Below are 18,145 nucleotides of genomic sequence, written 5' to 3'. Positions count from 1 at the left end.
GTTATACACAGGCCTCGGCTGCGGTCGGCGGCCGGCGCCTACCATTGCCTGCATGTGATCCGCGACTTCGGGCGGACCACGGGCAAGGGGGGACGCTCATGACACGTTTCGCACGGTGGACGGCCGCTGCCGCCGCCACGTTGCTGGTGGCCGGCTGCGGTGGGGGCTCGTCCGGCGACGGCAAGGACGAGGGCAAGAACGGCGACGGACCACCATCGGCCACCGCGCCGTCCTCCGGCGGGTCGCCCGGGCTGCCCGCCTCGCTCACCTCGCAGAAACTCGACTGGGGCCGTTGCAAAGCCACTTCGGACTCCCCCGCGCCCGGGAGCGGTTGGCAGTGCGCGACGCTCAAGGTGCCGCTGGACTACGCGAAGCCGGGCGGCGAGACGATCGGCCTCGCGCTCGTCCGCTCCAAGGCGACCGGCGCCCAGGGCAAGCGCATCGGCTCGCTCCTGTTCAACTTCGGCGGCCCCGGTGGCTCGGGCGTCTCCACGCTGCCGTCGTACGAAAGCGTCGTCGGCTCGCTCCACGACCGCTACGACCTGGTGAGCTGGGACCCGCGCGGGGTGGCCGCCAGCGAAGGCGTGCGATGCCGTGGCGACAAGGCCATCCAGGCCTCGGAGTCGCTGGACGCCACACCGGACGACGCGGCCGAGGAAGCGGCGTACTTCAAGGACGCCACGGACTTCGGAAAGGGCTGCGAGAAGGCCGCCGGCAAGCTGATGGCCCACGTCTCGACGACCGACACGGCCCGCGACATGGACCTGATGCGCCAGGTCCTCGGCGACCGCCGGATGCACTACTTCGGCATCTCCTACGGCACCGAACTGGGCGGCGTGTACGCCCACTTGTTCCCGAAGAACGTGGACCGCCTGGTGCTCGACGCGGTCGTCGACCCGAGCGCCGACACCGTGGGCCATGCCAAGAACCAGACGCTGGGCTTCCAGCGCGCTCTGGACGACTACCTCAAGTCCACCGGCCAGGACCCGAAGCAGGGCTCCCGGAAGATCGCTGACCTGCTGAAGCGGATCGACGCGAAGCCGCTGCCCACCAGCGGCGGGCGCGAGCTCAGCCAGTCCCTGGCCCTCACCGGCATCGTGCTGCCGCTGTACAGCAAGCAGGGCTGGCCGAGCCTCACCACCGCCCTCGAGGCGGCCGAGAACGGGGACGGTTCGGAGCTGCTGACGCTCGCCGACGGTTACAACGAACGCGACGCCTCGGGGCACTACGGCACGACGACACATTCCCAACGGGTCATATCGTGCTTGGACGACAAGCAGCGGCCGACTCCCGAGGAGACGAAGAAGCGGCTGCCCGAGTTCGAGAAGATCTCGCCCGTCTTCGGCGATTTCATGGGCTGGGACACGGCGGGCTGGTGCCACGACTGGCCGGTGGCCGGTCAGTACGACTCCCCCGAGGTCAGTGCACCGGGAGCCGAACCCGTCCTGATCGTCGGCAACACCGGGGACCCGGCGACACCCTACGAGGGCGCCCGCAGGATGGCGGACGAGCTCGGCAAGGGTGTGGGCGTGGAGCTCACCTGGAAGGGCGAGGGCCATGGCGCCTACGGGAGTGGGAGCGACTGCGTCGACTCGACCGTGAACAGCTATCTGCTGGACGGGACGGTGCCGAAGGACGGCAAGGTCTGTTCATGACGAAGGCGGGGGTTTCGCGAACACCCGGTTCGCGAAACCCCCGCCATCGGAAGAGCGGGCCGAGCAGTCGGTCAGTACACCGGCTTCTCGGGCTCGATCTGGTGGACCCAGCCGATCACACCGCCGCCGACGTGCACCGCGTCGGAGAAACCGGCGGACTTCAGGACAGCGAGGACCTCCGCGCTGCGGACACCCGTCTTGCAGTGCAGGACGATCTTCTTGTCCTGCGGCAGGGTCTCCAGGGCGGTGCCCATGAGGAACTCGCCCTTCGGGATCAGCTTGGCGCCGGGGATCGAGACGATCTCGTACTCGTTGATCTCGCGGACGTCGATGATCTCGATGTTCTCGCCGTCGTCGATCCACTCCTTGAGCTGCTTGGGAGTGATCGTCGAGCCGGCGGCCGCCTCCTGCGCCTCCTCGGACACGACGCCGCAGAAGGCCTCGTAGTCGATGAGTTCGGTGACGGTCGGGTTCTCACCGCAGACCGCGCAGTCCGGGTCCTTGCGGACCTTCACCTGGCGGTACTGCATCTCCAGGGCGTCGTAGATCATCAGGCGGCCGACGAGCGGCTCACCGATGCCCGCGAGGAGCTTGATCGCCTCGTTGACCTGGATGGAGCCGATGGACGCGCACAGCACGCCGAGGACACCGCCCTCGGCGCAGGAGGGAACCATGCCCGGCGGCGGGGGCTCCGGGTAGAGGCAGCGGTAGCAGGGTCCGTGCTCGGACCAGAAGACGGAAGCCTGGCCGTCGAAGCGGTAGATCGAGCCCCACACGTACGGCTTGTTGAGCAGCACACACGCGTCGTTGACCAGGTAGCGGGTCGCGAAGTTGTCCGTGCCGTCGACGATCAGGTCGTACTGGCTGAAGATGTCCATCACGTTCTCGGCCTCGAGCCGCTCTTCGTGAAGGACCACGTTCACGTACGGGTTGATACCCAGTACGGAATCGCGCGCCGACGCGGCCTTGGAACGGCCGATGTCAGCCTGACTGTGGATGATCTGGCGCTGCAGGTTGGACTCGTCGACCTCGTCGAACTCCACGATGCCGAGCGTGCCGACGCCCGCCGCGGCCAGGTACATCAGCGCCGGCGATCCGAGGCCGCCGGCGCCCACACACAGCACCTTGGCGTTCTTCAGCCGCTTCTGCCCGTCCATGCCCACATCGGGGATGATCAGGTGGCGGGAGTACCTGCGGACCTCGTCTACGGTGAGCTCAGAGGCTGGCTCGACCAGGGGTGGCAGCGACACGGGGACTCCGTTGGTCGGTCAATCACTACAGTTGTTCTCCCCGTAACACTGCCACGCCCTTCTTCATTCCGAGACACCCGTTCCGATCCGCGAGACGATCTCGTCCCAGTAGCCGGGCATCGCCTCCCAGGGATCGGCCGTCCCGCCGTGGTCCGAGCGGTCGGTGAAGTAGATCGTCGAGGCGCCCTGCCAGCGGGCGATGCGCAGCGCCTCGTCCAGGTGCCCGCGCGGCACACCGTGCACGAAGTGGCAGAAGCGCTCCGGGGGATGGTCGGCGGTCCACTCGGCGACCTGCGACCAGCGGTATTCGGTCCAGGGGCCCGAGAAGGTCACCAACTGATCGGCGTGCTCGGCGTATCCCGGGTGCGGGTGGGTGCCGTGTCCCAGCACGATGTGGGCACCGTCACGGAGCGCCCGGAGCGCGCCGACCGTGCGGCGGATCTCAGGAAGCGCGGCGCGCTCACCCGGACAGCGGCCGAGGAGGAATCCGTCGGCCTGATACCAGTCGAGGTAGCGCCGCGCGTCGGACATCACCTCGCCGAAGGTGCGTGCTCCGTAGGTGGTGTCCAGGAGCCCCAGCACCCGGACGCCCGCGTTGCGCAGCCGTCCCGAGGCCTCCAGGCAGCGCGGGTCGGGTCGCGCACCGGGACCGTTGTCCACGTTCAGGACGACCCAGTGCAAGGGGGTGCCGGGGCGGGTGAGTTCGTCCCATTCCACGGGAGCGACGAGGGGGTGCGCATAGCCGGGGATGCCGAAGCCGAGTCCTAAGTCGGTGCTCGCACTGCCGGTTGCGGTGCTGGTCAGATACGGCATGCCGCCTCCATCCAGATGTCCGCGAGGGATTCCTCGAGGTTGATCCGGGGCCGCCAGCCGAGCCGGTCGCGTGCGGTGCGCACATCGGCCTGCTGCCAGCTGCCGCAGCCGTCCGGGTAGGGGTACGCGACCGGGGCCACGTGGTCGGGTTCGGGGCGGGGGTGACCGATGGCCGGCCTCATGGACGGGCCGGGCGGGCCGTCGAGTTCGTGCAGGGTGCCGCTGTAGCCGGCCACGCGCGCGAGGACGGCGGCGGCGTCACGGAGACGTACGGCACGGCCCGAGCCGATGTTGATCACGCCCTGTGCGGCGGAGAGGGAGGCGGCGTGGACGGCGCGGGCGACATCACGGACGTCGATGAAATCGCGCTGGACGCCGAGACCGCCGAGCTTGAGCTCGCCGTCGCTGGCCTGCATGGCACGGCGCAGCGCCTCGGCGAGCCGGCCGAGCGGGGATCCGGCGGGGGTGCCGGGTCCCGCGGGCGAGAAGACGCGGAGCACCACGGCGTCCAGGCCGGAGCCGAGGACGAGTTCGGTCGCGGCGAGTTTGCTCACGCCGTACGGGCCACCCGGGCGCGGCACGGCGTCCTCCGCGGTGGAGGAGCCGGGCTGGCTGGGCCCGTACTCGGCGCCGCAGCCGATCTGGACGAGCCGGGCCCCGCAGCCGCTGCGCCGCAGGGCCTCGCAGACGGTGGCGACGGCGACGGTGTTGTGCCGGGTCAGTTCGCGGGCGCCGCCGCGGGTGGCGCCCGCGCAGTTGACGACGACTCCGGGGTGCACCGCGTCGAGGAAGCGGGTGAGCGCGCCGGGGCTGCCCGAGGCCAGGTCGAACCGTACGTCGGCGTCGTCGCCCCGGCCGAGCGCGGTGAGCTGCACGGCCGGGTCGGCCAGCAGTCTGTCGGCGACGAAACGGCCGAGGTAGCCGTTGGCTCCGATCAGCAGGACCCTCATCGGGCGGCTCCCGGGGCGGATTCTCCGGTTCGGGAGGTGATCATCTGACTGTCTCCTTCGGGGTGATGCCGTAGGTCGGGGAGAGGGCCCGCGGTGTCGGCCCCGCGGGAGATGGGGGCCCGGATCCGGGAGGCTGTCCCGGACGCCGGGGAGGACTCACGGCGGTGGGGGGCGTCGTGGGCCGGTTTCGGGCGGCCTCGGTCGACCGGGCCGCCGGGCTCGGTGCGGCGGGGCGCGGATCGCGGTTCATGGGGCCTCGCAGGGAAGGGCGTGGGCCGAGGCGCGGGTCAGGACGCGGGTCGCGTGGACGAGGAGGCCGAGGGCGCCCGCCCCGCACGCCAGGGCCGGTACGGCGCCGGGTCCTCCCGCGCCGACGAGGCTGTCGACGGGGACGGCCAGGAACGAGCAGCCGGGCAGGCGGGCGGCGAAGACCGCGGCGAGGGCGGTGGCCTCCGCCGCGCCCGCGGCGGCGAGCACGATGGCCGGGGTCCGGGTGAAGCCGCGCACGGTCAGCAGCCGCGCGAGCAGGAGCAGGGCGCCGAGGGCACCGGCTCCGGCGTAGGCGGGCGACTCGCTCAGTGCCGTCCCGCACAGCGCGAGCAGCCCGCCCAGTGCGCACAGGAACAGACCGAACACTCCGAGGAGCAGGGGTCGTACGGAGGAGGCGAACTCCTCCAGACCACGGCTCGCGTTCAGTCGGCGGCGGGCGCGGGCGACGAAGAGCTGGGCGCACCAGGCCGCCGGGGCGCAGGCCAGGGCGAGGGCCAGCACGGGCGCGACGGCCAGGGGCCAGGGGCCGTCCGGGCCGCCGTCGAGGCCGGCGCTCAGCAGTCCGTCACCGACGAGGGCGTACGCGATGAGCCAGTAGGTCCACGCGCGTGTGGCGCTCGTCGTGCGGTTCCGGGTGCTCAGGGGGCCCTGCCGGAGGGCGGCATGCAGGCCCAGCGTCATGGTCAGGGTGCCGAACGCGGCGACGGCGAGGCGCGGCTGCCCCTCGGTGAGCCGCACTCCGGCGACGACGGCCGCGCCGAGGGCGCCCGGCACCAGCGCGAGCGCCGCCCAGTAGGTGCGCGTGCCGGGGCGTCCCGGAGTCTCGGTGCGGGGCGCGGACTCCCCCTCGCGCGGAACGCGCGCGTACATCTCCTCGGCGAGCGAGAAGACGTCCCGGTGACGGAAGCGGGTGGCGGTCCGGTCGGTGACCCCGTGCGCCTCCAGTCCCGCCGCGATCTCCAGCGGGTCCACGGCCCGCTCGCAGAGCTCGCGGTGCCGGTGTATCAGCGCCTTCACGGGGTCCGCCGCACCGCGCCGCCCTGTGGGCCTGCGCACACCAAGAGAACCGTCGGCGCCGTCAGCACCTCCCACACCCGCACCGTGAAGACCGTCAGTGCCGTCAGCGCCTCCGGCACCCGCGTCATGGGAGCCGTCGGGGCCTCCGGCACCCGCACCGGGGCCGATGCCTCGACCGGCACCAAGGACATGGTCCGGGCCGGCGTCGAGGCCCGGACCGTCCGTCGCGAAGGAGCCATCCGTCGGATCCACCGGGTCCGTTGCGGTCCCGACGGCAGTCCCCTCCCGCGCACCCGTGGCCCGTCCGTCCGTCTCCTCCGCCACCAGCCACTCCTCGGACCGCTCGTCCCAGATACGGAAGCCCGTCGGTGGTGCGGGCCGGTCCGGTTCATCCAGGTCGTCGAGGCCGCTCGGGGCACCGGGTCCACCGCTGTCGATCGTCACGCGCCCTCCCCCACAGAAACGGCAACGGGCATGGGCACAGTGGCTCGTACCGGTGCGCCCTCCGCCCAGCGCGGTCGGTCCGCGGTCATGAGGCGGGACTCGGTCCAGCGGCCGGGCACGTGGGCCTCGGCGGGGACTCCGAAGGGCAACGGCTCCCCCTCGTCGTCCACCAGTACCCGACTCACCGGGGAGTGCGAGACGATCTCGAGGTAAATGCCGTGAAATGCCGTGATGTTCTGCTCGACGGTGAAGAGTTCGAGAGCGCGCGCCCGGGCGGCCGCGCCCAGGCGTTCACGGCGCTCCGGGTCGCGCAGCAGGGCCACGCACGCCTCCGCGAGTGCCCGCGGATTGCGCGGCGGCACCACCAGCCCCGTACCGCCGATGACCTCGACGACCGCGCCCACATCCGTGGAGACGGTGGCCCGGCCGCAGAACATGGCCTCGACGAGACTGATCGGGAAGCCCTCGACGACGCTGGAGAGGACGACCAGGGCTCCGGAGGCGTAGGCCTCCGCGAGGCTCGGGATCTCCGGGCCGCCGATCTCCTCGAAGGACACCGGGTTGTCGCCGACCGCGTGCGTGCCCTCCGCCTCGTCGGGGAAGAGCTGTGCGGCCAGGGCCTTGCAGTGGGCCAGATAGGTCGCGCCGTCCGGGCCGTCGGCGGGGGCGCCGACGATCCGCAGCCGGGTCTTCGGCTCCTCCTTGCGGATCTCGGCGAAGGCGTGCAGCAGGGAGATCAGGTCCTTGGCCGGTTCGATGCGGCCGACCCAGACCAGCGTGTCGGGGTCCGCGCACCGGCTGCCCTCCACGCCCTCCCCCACGTCCGCGAAGCGCTCGGCCTCCATACCGGGATAGACGGTGCGCAGCTTGGCGCGGTCCGCGCCGCAGCGCTCCTGCCAGCGGCGGGCGTGCGCGTTGCCGGGCGTGATGAGCGTGGCCACGCGGTAGACCTCGGCGGCGAGTCCGCCGTGGAACGCGGCGAGCAGCGCCCGAACGGCGGGGGCCTCACCGACGGTCGCGGCGGCCAGGTAGTGCGCTCGCAGCTGTACGCCGTACTCGGTGACGAGCAGGGGGACGCCGAAGAAGTGCCGGGTGAGGAGGCCGGGCAGGGCCGCCGTTCCGCCGGACGCGGCGTGGCAGAGGTCGACCGAGCCGAGCCCGTCGTCCCCGTACCAGTCCAGCGAGAGGGGGCGCAGGGCGCGCTCGATGTGCGCGGCGACGGTGAGCAGATCGGGTACGCGCGCGGTGCGGGCCGTGCGAAGTGCGCCGGACGCACGACAGGCGCGTTCCAGGGCACGGACCGCGCTCTCGGAGCGCAGGGCGCCGACCAGTCCGGCCTCGTCCCGGGCGAGTTCGGCCAGGGCGTACAACGCGCTGGCGAAACGGTCCGCCTCGAGGCCGGCCGAAGCCGCCCCGTCCCCCGGCACCTCCGCGCCTACGGCCTCCGGTCCCGCGCACACCGCCGCCGTCAGTTCCCCGTACGCCTCGGCGAACCGGCGCCGCGCCCGGCGCCCGTACACCACCCCGTCGCTCTGCGCCGTCCACAGCGGTGCCGTGCGTACGCGGCTGACCTGGGGCGGCAACCGGATCCAGCCCTCGTCCTCCTGGCTCTCGGTGCGGCTGAGGGCGTAGATGTCGAACTCGTGCTGCCCGAGCCCTCGCACGAGCCGGTCGCACCAGAGCCTGGCGTCACCGCTCACATACGGATAACCACCCTCCGTCAGCAGTCCGATGCGCACGAGCACACCCCCGATCTCCCGTATGGGGAGCCGCCGTTGACCCGGCGGCTCGCAGCGGGACGAACGTATGCGGACAAGGCGGTGGCGCGACGGACGGTTGTCCATCACGCCACCAAAAGGGGTGAACGGTCGTAACTTTCCCGCGCAGACCGCGTTTTGTCGCGCTACGGGATCAAGCAGTCACGTTTCGCTGGGCTCGGGCCCTCGATCGGGTCACGCCAGGAACAGTTCCTTGCGCTCCGCCCGGCGCCTCGCCGCGACCTCCGGGTCGAGCGCCGGCACGGCGGCCAGCAGCTGCCGGGTGTATGGGTCCCGCGGGTTCTCGTACACCTCGTCGGCCGGACCGTATTCCACGAGCCGGCCCCGCCGCATCACCGCCACCCGGTCGCTGACCTGGCGCACGACCGCGAGATCGTGTGCCACGAAGACCAGCGCGAGTCCGAGTTCTCGCTGCAACTCACCCAGTAGGGTGACCACTTGAGCCTGTGTGGTGACGTCGAGCGCGGAGACCGGCTCGTCGCACACGATGGCGCGCGGCTCGGCGGCGAGCGCCCGCGCGATGCCGACCCGCTGGCGCTGTCCGCCGCTGAACTCGTGCGGGTAGCGGTCGTAGTGCGCCTCTTCGAGTCCCACGCGCTCCAGCAGTTCCCGTACCCGCCCTCGAATGCGCTGCTCGTCCCGCTCACCGCGCCCACCGCGCGCCCGCAGCGGATCGGCGATGGACTCGCCCACGCTCCGGCGGGGGTTGAGGGAGGAGACCGGGTCCTGGAAGACCATCTGCACCGAGGGACGGACGCCGGACTGTTCGCGTCCCTCGTGGCGGACGACACCGGTCGTGGGCTCCAGGAGCCCCACCAGCATCCTTCCCAGGGTCGTCTTCCCGCTGCCGCTCTCGCCGACGATGCCGAGGGTCTCGCCCCGGCGGACGGCCAGCGACACGTCGTCGACGGCCGCGAACCGCTGCTTCCCGCGACCGAACTCGCGCCGCAGCCCGACCGCTTCGAGGACGACGTCGTCCGAGGGGGCGCCCTCGACCGGACCGGTGCCCCCGGCCGAGTCCGTGCTTCCGCCACGCACGACCGCGCGCGGTGTGTCCACGCGGGGGACGGCGCCCAGGAGTTCCCGGGTGTACGGCTCCCGGGGCGCGCCGAGGACGGCGTCGACCCGCCCGTGCTCGACCGCGCGTCCGTGACGCATCACCAGGATCTCGTCGACGCTCTCGGCCGCGACCCCGACGTCATGGGTGACCAGCAGCAGTCCCGTCCCGGTCTCCTGCCGCAGGGCGTGCAAGAGGTCGAGGATCTGGGCCTGGACGGTCACGTCGAGGGCCGTGGTCGGCTCGTCGGCGATCAGGAGCTCGGGTTCGCAGGCCAGGGCCATGGCGATGAGAGCGCGCTGGCGCATACCGCCGCTGAACTCGTGCGGGCGCGAACGGGACCGGCGGGCCGCGTCAGGAATGCCGACGCGGTCCAGTACCCGCACCGCACGCGCGCGTGCCGCTCGTCGGGACGCCTTGGTGTGCACCCGGTACACCTCGGCGATCTGGTCGCCGACCGCGTAGTACGGGTCGAGGGACGACAGCGGGTCCTGGAAGACCATGGCGGCCTTGCCGCCGCGCAGCCGACGCAGTTCGTCGTCGGATGCCCGCTGTACGTCCACGCCGGCCACGCGGACCGTGCCGCCGACGCGCGCTCCGGTGCCCCGGTGCAGCGCCAACAGGGCGGAGGCCACGGTGGACTTGCCCGAGCCGGATTCGCCGACCAGGCCCAGGGCGGCACCCTTCTCCAGCCGGAAGGAGAGCCCGTCGACGGCCCGCAGGCCCCCGAAGTCGACGACGAGATCGCTCACTTCGACCAGAGAAGCCGGTGAGGAGGCCGCCGCGGGGGCGGTGGAAGGGAGCGTGGAAGAGGCCCCTGCCGGGGCGTGGGAAGGGGTCTTGGAGGAGTCGCTCATGCCAGCACCACCCGTCGGTCGGCCACCGCGTAGAGCACGTCCGCGACGGCGTTGGCGATGACCACGAAGAAGCCGATGACCAGGACCATGCCGACCACCACGGGAAGGTCGACGACGTTCACCGCGTGCACCAGTTCCTGGCCGATGCCGGGCAGTCCGAAGAGCGTCTCGGTGAGCACCGCGCCACCGACCGCCGACCCGAAGGTGTTGGCGTTCAGCGCGATGATCGAGGCGAGCGCTCCCCGTACGGCATGCCGTCCGATGATCGACCGCTCGCCGACGCCGTAGGCCCGGAAGGTCCGGATGTGGTCCTCGGCCAGCGTCTCCAGCATCGAGGCCCTGGTCAGCCGGGCGAACGCGGCGGCTTCGACGAGGGCGAGCGAGAGCCAGGGGAGCAACAGGTTCCACGCCCACTGTTCGGGGTCGTCGGAGAAGTTCACGTACTGCGGGAAGGGCAGCAGTTGCAGCTGGCCGCAGACGACGATCATCAGGATCAGACCGATGACGAAGACGGGCGTCGCCGTCCCGGCCAGGGTGATGCCGGTCAGCACCCGCTCACTGAGCCGGCCGCGCCGCCACGCCGAGAGGACGCCCGTGCCGACGCCGAGCACGAGCCAGACGACCATCCCGCCGAACACCAGCGACAGACTGACCGGCAGCTTCGTCAGGATCAGCTGCGTGACCTGCTGGTCGGTCTGGTACGACAGCCCGAGGCAGGGCGCCGAGCAGTGCTGGACGGAGGTGCCCGTCGAGTAGTCCTGGCCGACGAAGAGGCCCTCCAGGAAGTGCCAGTAGCGCACGTACAGCGGGTCTCCGAGATGCAACTGCTCGGCGACCTGGTGCACTTGGAGGGGTGAGCAGCGCGGACCGCAGGTGATCTGGGCGACGTTGCCGGGAGTGGCGTAGAAGACGACGTAGATGATCACCGAGATGGCGAAGAGGGTGACCGCGGTGCCGAGGGCACGGCGCAGGACGAACCCGCCGAATCCGCTCATGCCGGGGCCTCCTCGGTCTCGGAGGAACGCGCACCCGGCCGGTCCGGACCCGCGTCCTGCCCGGGCAGGCCCAGGCCCGCGCCGGACCGGGACGCGGCGGTCCCGCCCGCGGCGGTCCCGCCCGCGGCGGCCTTGGCCTCGCCCCTGCGCCCCGTGCCGACGCGCAGACGTGAAGCCGCGCGCGGGTCGAGGGCGGTGCGCACGCCGTCGCCCAGGACGGTGAGGGACAGGACGGTGACGAACAGCGCGCCTGCGGGCAGCAGCAGATACTGCGGCGCGGCCTGGTACCAGACGTCGGCGGCGGTCAGCATCTGTCCCCAGGACGGCGTCGGGGGCTTCACACCGACGCCGAGGAACGACAGCGCGGCCTCGACACCGATGTTCATCGGCACGAGGAGCGCGGAGTACGTGATGAGCGGGGCGGCGAGGCCCGGAAGCAGCTCGCGGCGGGCGATGCGCCAGGTGCCCCAGCCACTGAGCCGCGCGGCGGCCACGTAGTCCAGCTGCTTGAGCGTGAGCGTCTGCGCGCGCACGATCTTCGCGAGGGTGCCCCAGGCGATCAGTCCGATGACGAGGGCGACCAGTACGGGACGCGGGAAGCTGCTGGGCACGATGGCCAGCAGCGCCAGCGACATGATCATCAGCGGCATCGCCACGATGATCTCGGTGACGCGGCTCAGCAGTTGATCGACCCATCGGTTCCCGAGCGCGGCCGCCACGCCCACGACGACGGCGATGAGGACCTGCACCAGGGTCGCCGCGAGGGCGACGCCGAGGGAGACCCGGGCGCCGTACACGAGGCGTGCGAAGAGGTCGCGGCCGGTCTGCGGTTCGACGCCGAGCCAGTGGTCGACGCCGATGCCGCCGAGCGGGCCGACCGGGACGCCGCCGCGCGCGGAGTCCACCAGCGAGGGGTGGTACGTGGTGGGGTCCTGGCCCTCGATCGCCGTGAGCAGCGGTGCGGCGATCGCGACCAGGACGAGCAGCGCGACGACGGCGGCGGCGACCAGGGCGGCGCGCTGCGCACGCAGCCGCCGCCAGAACTGACGGGCCCCCGAGGCCCCCGCGGCGGACGGGTCCGCCGCGGGGGCCGGGGAGGCGAGGAGTGCCTCACTCACGGCGCTACTTCACCGAGACCTGGGAGATGTCCAGCACGCCGGTCCAGTCGCTGATCACGATGTTCTTGACGTTCTTGCCGTACAGGCGCTTGTAGACGGGGTGGAACAGCGGCACGGTCAGCGCCTGCTCACCGATCTTCTTGTCGAGTGCCCCCCAGCGCTTGGCGGCCTCGTCGAGGTCCGTCAACTTGTTGATCGCGTCGATCTCGTCATTGACCGACTTGTCATTGAGGAAGCCGGTGTTGAAGTTGGCGCCGTCCTTGACGATCTGCCGGCCGTCGAAGATCGGGGCCAGGAAGGGACCGCCGGAGGGCCAGTCGGCACCCCAGTGGGCGAGGAAGAAGCCCGGCTCGGTCTTGGCGCCGTGGATCTTGTCGCTGTAGTCGTTGTCCTCGAGACCCTGGAGCTTGACGGTGATGCCGGCCTTCTTGAGCGCGTCCTGGATGGCGGTCGCGATCTCCGGGCTGGTCTCGAAGTCCTTGCTGTTGGAGTGCGTGAGCGTGACCGTCAGGCCGTTCTTGTGGCCCGCCTCGGCCAGCAGTTCCTTGGCCTTGGCCGCGTTGCCGGACTCGCCCGCCGGGAAGTGGTCGTACGGCGTGTAGCCGAAGGACTTCTGGTTCGGCAGGTACGTCGTCGCGGGCTCGGCCAGCGACGAGCCGCCGGCGGCGTTGATCACCGAGCTGCGGTCGACGGCGTAGGAGATCGCCTGGCGCACCTTCGGGTCGTCGAACGGCTTCACCTTCGGGTTGAAGGCGATGTAGTCGGTGTAGCCGAAATGCCCGGTGCCGACGCGCGAGGCCAGTTCCTTGTCCCCCGTCACCTTGGCGAGCTCGGCGGGGCCGAGGTTGGTGTCCGTGGTGACGGCGGTGGTGTCCGCGCCCTGGGAGGAGGACAGCCGCTGGTTGATCACCGACGAGTCCAGGCCGGACCGTACGTCGATCCTGTCGGGGTAGGCCTTGCGCTCGGCGTCGGTCGAGGCGGACCAGTACGTGTTGCGCTCCAGGGTGAGGCGCTCACCGTCGTTCTCGTTCTTGACGACCTTGTACGGACCCGAGGACACCGGGTGCTCCTCGTACTTCGTTCCCTTGTCCTTGGCCTTCGGGACGGGCGTGAACTGCGTCTGCGTGGCCAGGTAGGGGAACTCGCCCTCGGGCTTGTTCAGGTGGAAGACGATGGTCAGCTCGTCCGGCGTCTCGATCGAGTCGAGGCCCTTCTTGTCCTTGTAGGGACCCTGGTAGTCGGCCCCGCCGATCAGCCAGTCGCGCAGATAGGGAGCGCCCCCGGAGAGTTCGGCGGCGAAGGACCGCTCGATGCCGTACTTGATGTCGGCGGAGGTGATCGGCGTGCCGTCCTCGAACTTGAGGCCCTTCTTCAGGGTGTACGTCCACACGGTCGCGTTCTTGCTCGGGCGGCCGGTGTCGGTGGCCAGGTCCGGCACGACCTCGGCGCCGGCGGCCCCGTTCTCGCGGTTGCGGGTGGTGAGCGTACGGAAGACCAGCGAGGGCACGTTGCCGCCGCCGGAGGTGTAGAGCCGCGCGGGGTCGAAGTCCTGCTGCGCGTTGGCGTTCAGGACGGTGAGCGTGCCGCCCTTGTGGGGCCGCGAGTCGCCACCGGAGCTCTTGGCATCGTTGTCCTCCGGGCCGCAGGCGGCGGCGCCCGCTGCCACGACCAGGCTGACGGATGCCGCGGCCACGCGGCGCGCTATGAGGGACGGTTGACGCATCGGAAGACGACCTCTCGGAATGCTCGAATACTGAGACGGATTGACGCAGAGTGAGACGGAAGAGCGCGGAGCCCGCCCAGGGCGTCAGGCGTCGGTGTCCGACCGGACCGAAAGAGGCACCGGCGCGCCGAATCAGGGAGATTCAGGGGCGCACGGGAACAAACGGGAGGAAAGCGACGCACTCGCCGGGGGCGGGCGTCAGCGACAGTGAATGTCGGCCACGCAGAGCGCGGTCACGCCGATGAGCGCCAACTCAAGGGCGGCGCATACGGAGGCGTGACGGGGCGACATGCGGAAAAATATGAACGATCTTTCGACGCATGTCAACGTGGCCCGGACGCCCCTGTCAACTCCCGGGATAGGCCCATGGGTTGGCGAGGCAGTGGATTTCGTCGTGGTCGAGGAACTTGGTCTGCTGCTGCATGACCGGGGCGAGCTCGCCGTCCTTGTCGCAGGTGACGTGCCCGTATCCGAGCCGGTGGCCGACCTCGTGGTTGATCAGCATCTGCCGATAGGCGTGAATCTCGTCACCGTAGGTCGTTGAGCCCTGGGCCCAGCGGTACGCGTTGATCATGACGCGCTCGGTGGACGCCGAGTCGCACGACACGTTGTCCTCCGTGGTGTCGAGCCCCGACTTGGCGCACCACTCGGCGGTGGTGCCCGGGCTCGCCAGTGTGATGACGAAGTCCGGTTTCCCGGAGTGGATCCGCTCGAAGGTACGGGCGCCGCCATGCGCCCAGCTCCGCTGGTCGTTCAGGGTCTTCTGCACGGCCTCGGCGAAGAGTTCACCGTCGAGGCCGAGGCCCTTCTCGATGTCGACGCGGTAGGTGTACTTGCGCCCCTTGCCCGGCGCCTTGGCGACTCCGGGCACCGCTTCGAACTTCCCCGACGCCTTGAGCTTCGCGCCGAGGGGGTATGTCCTGGCCATCTTCTGGCCGTACGTCAGAGGTGCCGCGGCCACGTTCGGCGCCCCCGACTGGGTCGGCCGGTCGTCCCCGCGCGAGGCGGAGTCCCGGGTCACCCGGCCGCCGGCGTCCTCGGCGGCCTGCGTCCGCGCGCCGGCGTCGTGCTGCCCCGAGGCGACCTGTCCGGCCACGACGACGGCCAGCACGGTGGTGACGGCGGCCGCCGCGATCCCGGTGAACGCCCGCCCCTTGCGGGCCTTGCCCTCTGCCTGTTCCTCGGTCTCCGGCAGCGACGGCCCACCGGCCTCGGCGGACCGGCTGTCCCAGTCGGTGACGGAGCCGTAGGGGTCGTCGGCCCGGGGATCCGCCGTCCGCCCCGGAACGCCGCCGCGAGACGCGAGGAGGTCGTCGCTCTCCTCCGCTCCGAGGTCGAACGCGTCGACGTACGCCTGCCGCGGGGCGGCTACGTGCTCCTGACGCTGCCGGGGGACGCGGGGTCCGGGAGGCGCGCCCTGAGGAGCCCCACCGGCCCTGGTCTCCCCCCAGCCACCGCCCGGTTCACGCTGCTCGGGATGCCCGCCCCGCACCCGGGGCATCCCATGGGCGGGGGTCCCGTCGGGAAAGCGAGGCACACCGTGCGCCGGGGTCCCGTCGGGAAGGCGCGGCACGCCCTGCGCCGGGGTCCCGTCGAAAAAACGCGGCACCCCATGTGCCGGGGTGCCGTCGTCATGACGCGGGACGCCGTGTGCGGGAGTCCCGTCCGCGAATCGAGGCACCCCGCGCGCGGGAGTGCCGTCCGCCATCCGCGGGAACCCGTGCGCCGGCGTCCCCTCGTCGAATCGCGGCGCGCCTCGCTGCGGGGACCCGCCCGCGGGCGGGTAGGGGCCCAGGGGGCCGGTCGGCTGCGTCGCCGCGCGGCGGGCGCGATCCGGACCCGGCGCCGGGGCGGGTGCCGCCTCCGCTGCCGGAACCGCTCGCGTCCGCGAGGTGTCCGGCTTCTCGGCCCGCCCCCGACGACTGTGTCGTCCCACTTCCCGCCTCAGCTCTCCGCGCCGACTGCCGCCGGGGAGATCAACTCTCCCAGGTCCGCCAGGAGTTCGCGGAAGGCGGTGGCGACCGTCTCCGGATACTCCATCATGGCGACGTGCCCCGCGTCCGGCAGGGACAACAGCCGGGAGTCGCGGAAGGCACGGGCCGCGCGCTGCGCCATACGGTAGCCGACGAGTTGGTCACGGCCGCCGTACACGAGCAGCGTCGGGGCGAGCACCCGCTCGGCCTGACGCCACAGTCCGTGCTGTCCGCCCAGCGTGTACGCGTTCACGACCCCGCGCGCGGAGCGTGCCATGGCGTCCCAGAAATAGGGGAGAGCGAGTCGCCGCTCCATCTCCTCGACCGCGTTGCGGAACCCCTCGGGCGTCACGATGCCGGGATCGCCGTAACAGAGGGCCGTCACCCCTCGTACACGCTGCTCGGCGCTCCAGTCCCTGGTGAGCCTGGTGAACAGCCCCGCCACCCCGGGCAGCGCGAGCAGCGCGGTCGGCAACGCGGTGCGCTGGGCGCGGATCTCGGGCAGCGCGGGTGAGACCAGCGTGAGTGTCCGGACCAGATCCGGCCGGACGGCCGCGACCCGCGTCGAGACGGCTCCGCCGAGCGAGTTGCCGAAAAGGTGCACCGGCCCACGCCCGGACGCGTCGAGATAGCGGATGACCGCGCGCGCGTGTCCGGTGATCGAGTAGTTGCCGTCGTCCGGTGGCGGCGAGTCGCCGAAGCCCGGCAGATCGAGGGCCTCGCTGTCCACGAGCCCGTCGAGCAGCGGCATCAGCGCCGACCAGTTCTGCGAGGAACCGCCCAGGCCGTGCACGTACAGTGCGGCCGGCAGTCCCTCCCGCGACGGCGGTCTCGACCGGACCGTCAGCGTGACGCCGGGCAGCCCCACCGAGCGCAGCCGCTCCCCTTCCGCGACCCTGACGGCGCCGACTCTCGGCAGGACGGTTGCGGCCGGCGCGGGCGGGAGCTCGGTCGAAGACATGCCGCAATGTTACGAGACGATCACGCGGGGGCTCATGTGTTCGCGGTCACAGATGGCGACCGGATCGCATAGCGTCCGGATCCCGTGTCTCCTAGGCTTCGAACGAGGGCACTAGTACGCACATCAGGAGCGCACTCGTACCCGTTCGGGAAGAGGAACCATGACAGTCGACCCGACAGACCCCGGTACATTCGATGACCAGTTCCGGGAAATCCTCGGCGTGGAGGCCCCCGAGGCCGACGCCGCCGAGCAGTCCGCCGAACTGGATCCCGCGGACGATGTCGACCCGGAACCCCCGGGCGACCCCCTCAACGCCGATGAAGGGGATCTCGCCGAGCAGGCCCGGGTCGTCCGGCTGAACGAGGACGACTATCGGTGACGCGACACCGCTGATCAGGGCCGTCGGGACGGCCGGGTGCCCAGCTCGTCCCCTTCGGCACACTGTGCGCCACCGCCGCCGGCGTCCGGTCCGTGAAATTCTGCGCTCGCACCACACACAGCACGGTTACCGAAAAGTACGATGGCGGCGCGGCGCACACCGCACGTGGACAATTTGGGAGGCGGCGTGACAGCCATCGAGCAGACAGAGGCAGCACGCCCGCGGGGCACTCGCCTGCCGCGCCGTGCCCGACGCAACCAGCTCCTCGGCGCCGCCCAGGAAGTATTCGTTGCGCAGGGATATCACTCGGCCGCCATGGACGACATCGCCGAGCGCGCGGGCGTCAGCAAGCCGGTTCTCTACCAGCACTTCCCGGGCAAGCTCGATCTGTACCTCGCCCTGCTCGACCAGCACTGCGAGTCCCTGCTCCTGGCGGTGCGGGCGGCGCTCGCGTCGACGACGGACAACAAGCTGCGCGTCCGCGCGACGATGGACGCCTACTTCGCGTACGTCGAGGACGACGGCGGGGCTTTCCGGCTGGTCTTCGAGTCGGACCTGACCAATGAGCCGGCGGTGCGCGAGCGCGTCGACAAGGTGACGCACGAGTGCGCCGAGGCGATCTGCGACGTCATCGCGGAGGACACCGGTCTCTCGCGTGCCGAGTCGATGCTTCTCGCCTCGGGTCTCGGCGGCCTGGCCCAGGTGGTGGCCCGTTCCTGGCTGCACAGCGACCGCAGTGTCCCGCGCGACCAGGCGGTCCAGCTGCTGACCTCGCTCGCCTGGCGGGGCATCGCGGGTTTCCCGCTGCACGGCACCGATCAGCACTGACACGGAGGAAGCGGCCGAGGGGGGCCCCCCCCCCCCGCCCCGTTTTTTACCCGGCCCGGTGGGGGCAGGGGGAGCCA

The 18,145-nt window shown here is 71.4% G+C and carries 16 protein-coding genes; 3 read left to right on the top strand and 13 right to left on the bottom strand.

What is annotated here, in order from left to right; translation table 11 throughout:
* The first annotated feature begins 98 nt into the window (after positions 1 to 98).
* Positions 99 to 1,655: an alpha/beta hydrolase gene (locus ACWD68_RS34745; protein ID WP_451810441.1), complete on the top strand. Its 1,557-nt coding sequence runs from the start codon at positions 99 to 101 to the stop codon at positions 1,653 to 1,655.
* Between the two features lie 71 nt (positions 1,656 to 1,726).
* On the opposite strand, the gene moeZ is transcribed toward ACWD68_RS34745, so the two are convergent.
* From moeZ to ACWD68_RS34680, 13 genes are all read right to left on the bottom strand, one after another.
* Positions 1,727 to 2,905, bottom strand: a complete 1,179-nt coding sequence (gene moeZ, locus ACWD68_RS34740) for an adenylyltransferase/sulfurtransferase MoeZ (RefSeq protein ID WP_451810440.1) — start codon at positions 2,903 to 2,905, stop codon at positions 1,727 to 1,729.
* A 63-nt stretch (positions 2,906 to 2,968) separates the two neighbouring features.
* Positions 2,969 to 3,718 (bottom strand): spherulation-specific family 4 protein, encoded by a 750-nt coding sequence (locus ACWD68_RS34735; protein WP_451810439.1) that lies wholly within the window; start codon positions 3,716 to 3,718, stop codon positions 2,969 to 2,971.
* Positions 3,706 to 4,668, bottom strand: a complete 963-nt coding sequence (locus ACWD68_RS34730) for an NAD-dependent epimerase/dehydratase family protein (protein ID WP_451810438.1) — start codon at positions 4,666 to 4,668, stop codon at positions 3,706 to 3,708. Before ACWD68_RS34730 ends, ACWD68_RS34735 begins: the two co-directional genes overlap by 13 nt.
* Before the next feature lie 246 nt (positions 4,669 to 4,914).
* The gene (locus ACWD68_RS34725; protein ID WP_451810437.1) at positions 4,915 to 5,955 is read right to left on the bottom strand and encodes a hypothetical protein; all 1,041 of its coding nucleotides are present in this window, start codon (positions 5,953 to 5,955) and stop codon (positions 4,915 to 4,917) included.
* Positions 5,952 to 6,137, bottom strand: a complete 186-nt coding sequence (locus ACWD68_RS34720; protein WP_451810436.1) for a hypothetical protein — start codon at positions 6,135 to 6,137, stop codon at positions 5,952 to 5,954. The genes ACWD68_RS34725 and ACWD68_RS34720 overlap by 4 nt, the downstream gene beginning before the upstream one ends.
* A 258-nt stretch (positions 6,138 to 6,395) precedes the next feature.
* Entirely contained in the window at positions 6,396 to 8,138 is a 1,743-nt protein-coding gene (locus tag ACWD68_RS34715; RefSeq protein WP_451810462.1) for a DUF3492 domain-containing protein, read from the bottom strand.
* A 213-nt stretch (positions 8,139 to 8,351) separates the two neighbouring features.
* On the bottom strand, positions 8,352 to 10,091 hold the full coding sequence (locus ACWD68_RS34710; RefSeq protein WP_451810435.1) for a dipeptide ABC transporter ATP-binding protein: 1,740 nt from the start codon (positions 10,089 to 10,091) through the stop codon (positions 8,352 to 8,354).
* On the bottom strand, positions 10,088 to 11,086 hold the full coding sequence (locus tag ACWD68_RS34705; protein ID WP_451810434.1) for an ABC transporter permease: 999 nt from the start codon (positions 11,084 to 11,086) through the stop codon (positions 10,088 to 10,090). The genes ACWD68_RS34710 and ACWD68_RS34705 overlap by 4 nt, the downstream gene beginning before the upstream one ends.
* A complete protein-coding gene (locus tag ACWD68_RS34700) occupies positions 11,083 to 12,204 on the bottom strand; it encodes an ABC transporter permease (RefSeq protein WP_451810433.1) in 1,122 nt (373 codons plus the stop codon). Before ACWD68_RS34700 ends, ACWD68_RS34705 begins: the two co-directional genes overlap by 4 nt.
* Before the next feature lie 4 nt (positions 12,205 to 12,208).
* Positions 12,209 to 13,927: an ABC transporter substrate-binding protein gene (locus ACWD68_RS34695; protein WP_451810432.1), complete on the bottom strand. Its 1,719-nt coding sequence runs from the start codon at positions 13,925 to 13,927 to the stop codon at positions 12,209 to 12,211.
* Between the two features lie 198 nt (positions 13,928 to 14,125).
* Positions 14,126 to 14,218 carry an Ms4533A family Cys-rich leader peptide gene (locus tag ACWD68_RS34690; RefSeq protein ID WP_383279183.1) on the bottom strand — a complete coding sequence of 31 codons (93 nt, stop codon included), beginning with the start codon at positions 14,216 to 14,218 and terminating at the stop codon, positions 14,126 to 14,128.
* Between the two features lie 55 nt (positions 14,219 to 14,273).
* Positions 14,274 to 15,863, bottom strand: a complete 1,590-nt coding sequence (locus ACWD68_RS34685; RefSeq protein ID WP_451810431.1) for a DUF3152 domain-containing protein — start codon at positions 15,861 to 15,863, stop codon at positions 14,274 to 14,276.
* An 8-nt stretch (positions 15,864 to 15,871) separates the two neighbouring features.
* Entirely contained in the window at positions 15,872 to 16,861 is a 990-nt protein-coding gene (locus ACWD68_RS34680) for an alpha/beta fold hydrolase (RefSeq protein ID WP_451810430.1), read from the bottom strand.
* Positions 16,862 to 17,021: 160 nt separating this feature from the next.
* On the opposite strand from ACWD68_RS34680, the gene ACWD68_RS34675 reads away from it, so the two are divergent.
* On the top strand, positions 17,022 to 17,240 hold the full coding sequence (locus ACWD68_RS34675; RefSeq protein ID WP_451810429.1) for a hypothetical protein: 219 nt from the start codon (positions 17,022 to 17,024) through the stop codon (positions 17,238 to 17,240).
* Positions 17,241 to 17,426: 186 nt separating this feature from the next.
* Positions 17,427 to 18,068, top strand: coding sequence for a TetR/AcrR family transcriptional regulator (locus ACWD68_RS34670; protein WP_451810428.1), 642 nt, complete (start codon positions 17,427 to 17,429; stop codon positions 18,066 to 18,068).
* Positions 18,069 to 18,145 lie beyond the last annotated feature (77 nt).

It is taken from the genome of Streptomyces sp. NPDC005141 (genome assembly GCF_053599975.1).
This window is presented reverse-complemented; position numbering and strand designations above follow the sequence as displayed.

Bases quoted from the DNA above. Each gene is read 5' to 3' on its own strand.
- ACWD68_RS34745 (WP_451810441.1), top strand. From the start codon at position 99: ATGACACGTTTCGCACGGTGGACGGCCGCTGCCGCCGCCACGTTGCTG.
- ACWD68_RS34735 (WP_451810439.1), bottom strand. From the start codon at position 3,718: ATGCCGTATCTGACCAGCACCGCAACCGGCAGTGCGAGCACCGACTTA.
- ACWD68_RS34730 (WP_451810438.1), bottom strand. From the start codon at position 4,668: ATGAGGGTCCTGCTGATCGGAGCCAACGGCTACCTCGGCCGTTTCGTC.
- ACWD68_RS34710 (WP_451810435.1), bottom strand. From the start codon at position 10,091: ATGAGCGACTCCTCCAAGACCCCTTCCCACGCCCCGGCAGGGGCCTCT.
- ACWD68_RS34705 (WP_451810434.1), bottom strand. From the start codon at position 11,086: ATGAGCGGATTCGGCGGGTTCGTCCTGCGCCGTGCCCTCGGCACCGCG.
- ACWD68_RS34695 (WP_451810432.1), bottom strand. From the start codon at position 13,927: ATGCGTCAACCGTCCCTCATAGCGCGCCGCGTGGCCGCGGCATCCGTC.
- ACWD68_RS34690 (WP_383279183.1), bottom strand. From the start codon at position 14,218: ATGTCGCCCCGTCACGCCTCCGTATGCGCCGCCCTTGAGTTGGCGCTC.
- ACWD68_RS34680 (WP_451810430.1), bottom strand. From the start codon at position 16,861: ATGTCTTCGACCGAGCTCCCGCCCGCGCCGGCCGCAACCGTCCTGCCG.
- ACWD68_RS34675 (WP_451810429.1), top strand. From the start codon at position 17,022: ATGACAGTCGACCCGACAGACCCCGGTACATTCGATGACCAGTTCCGG.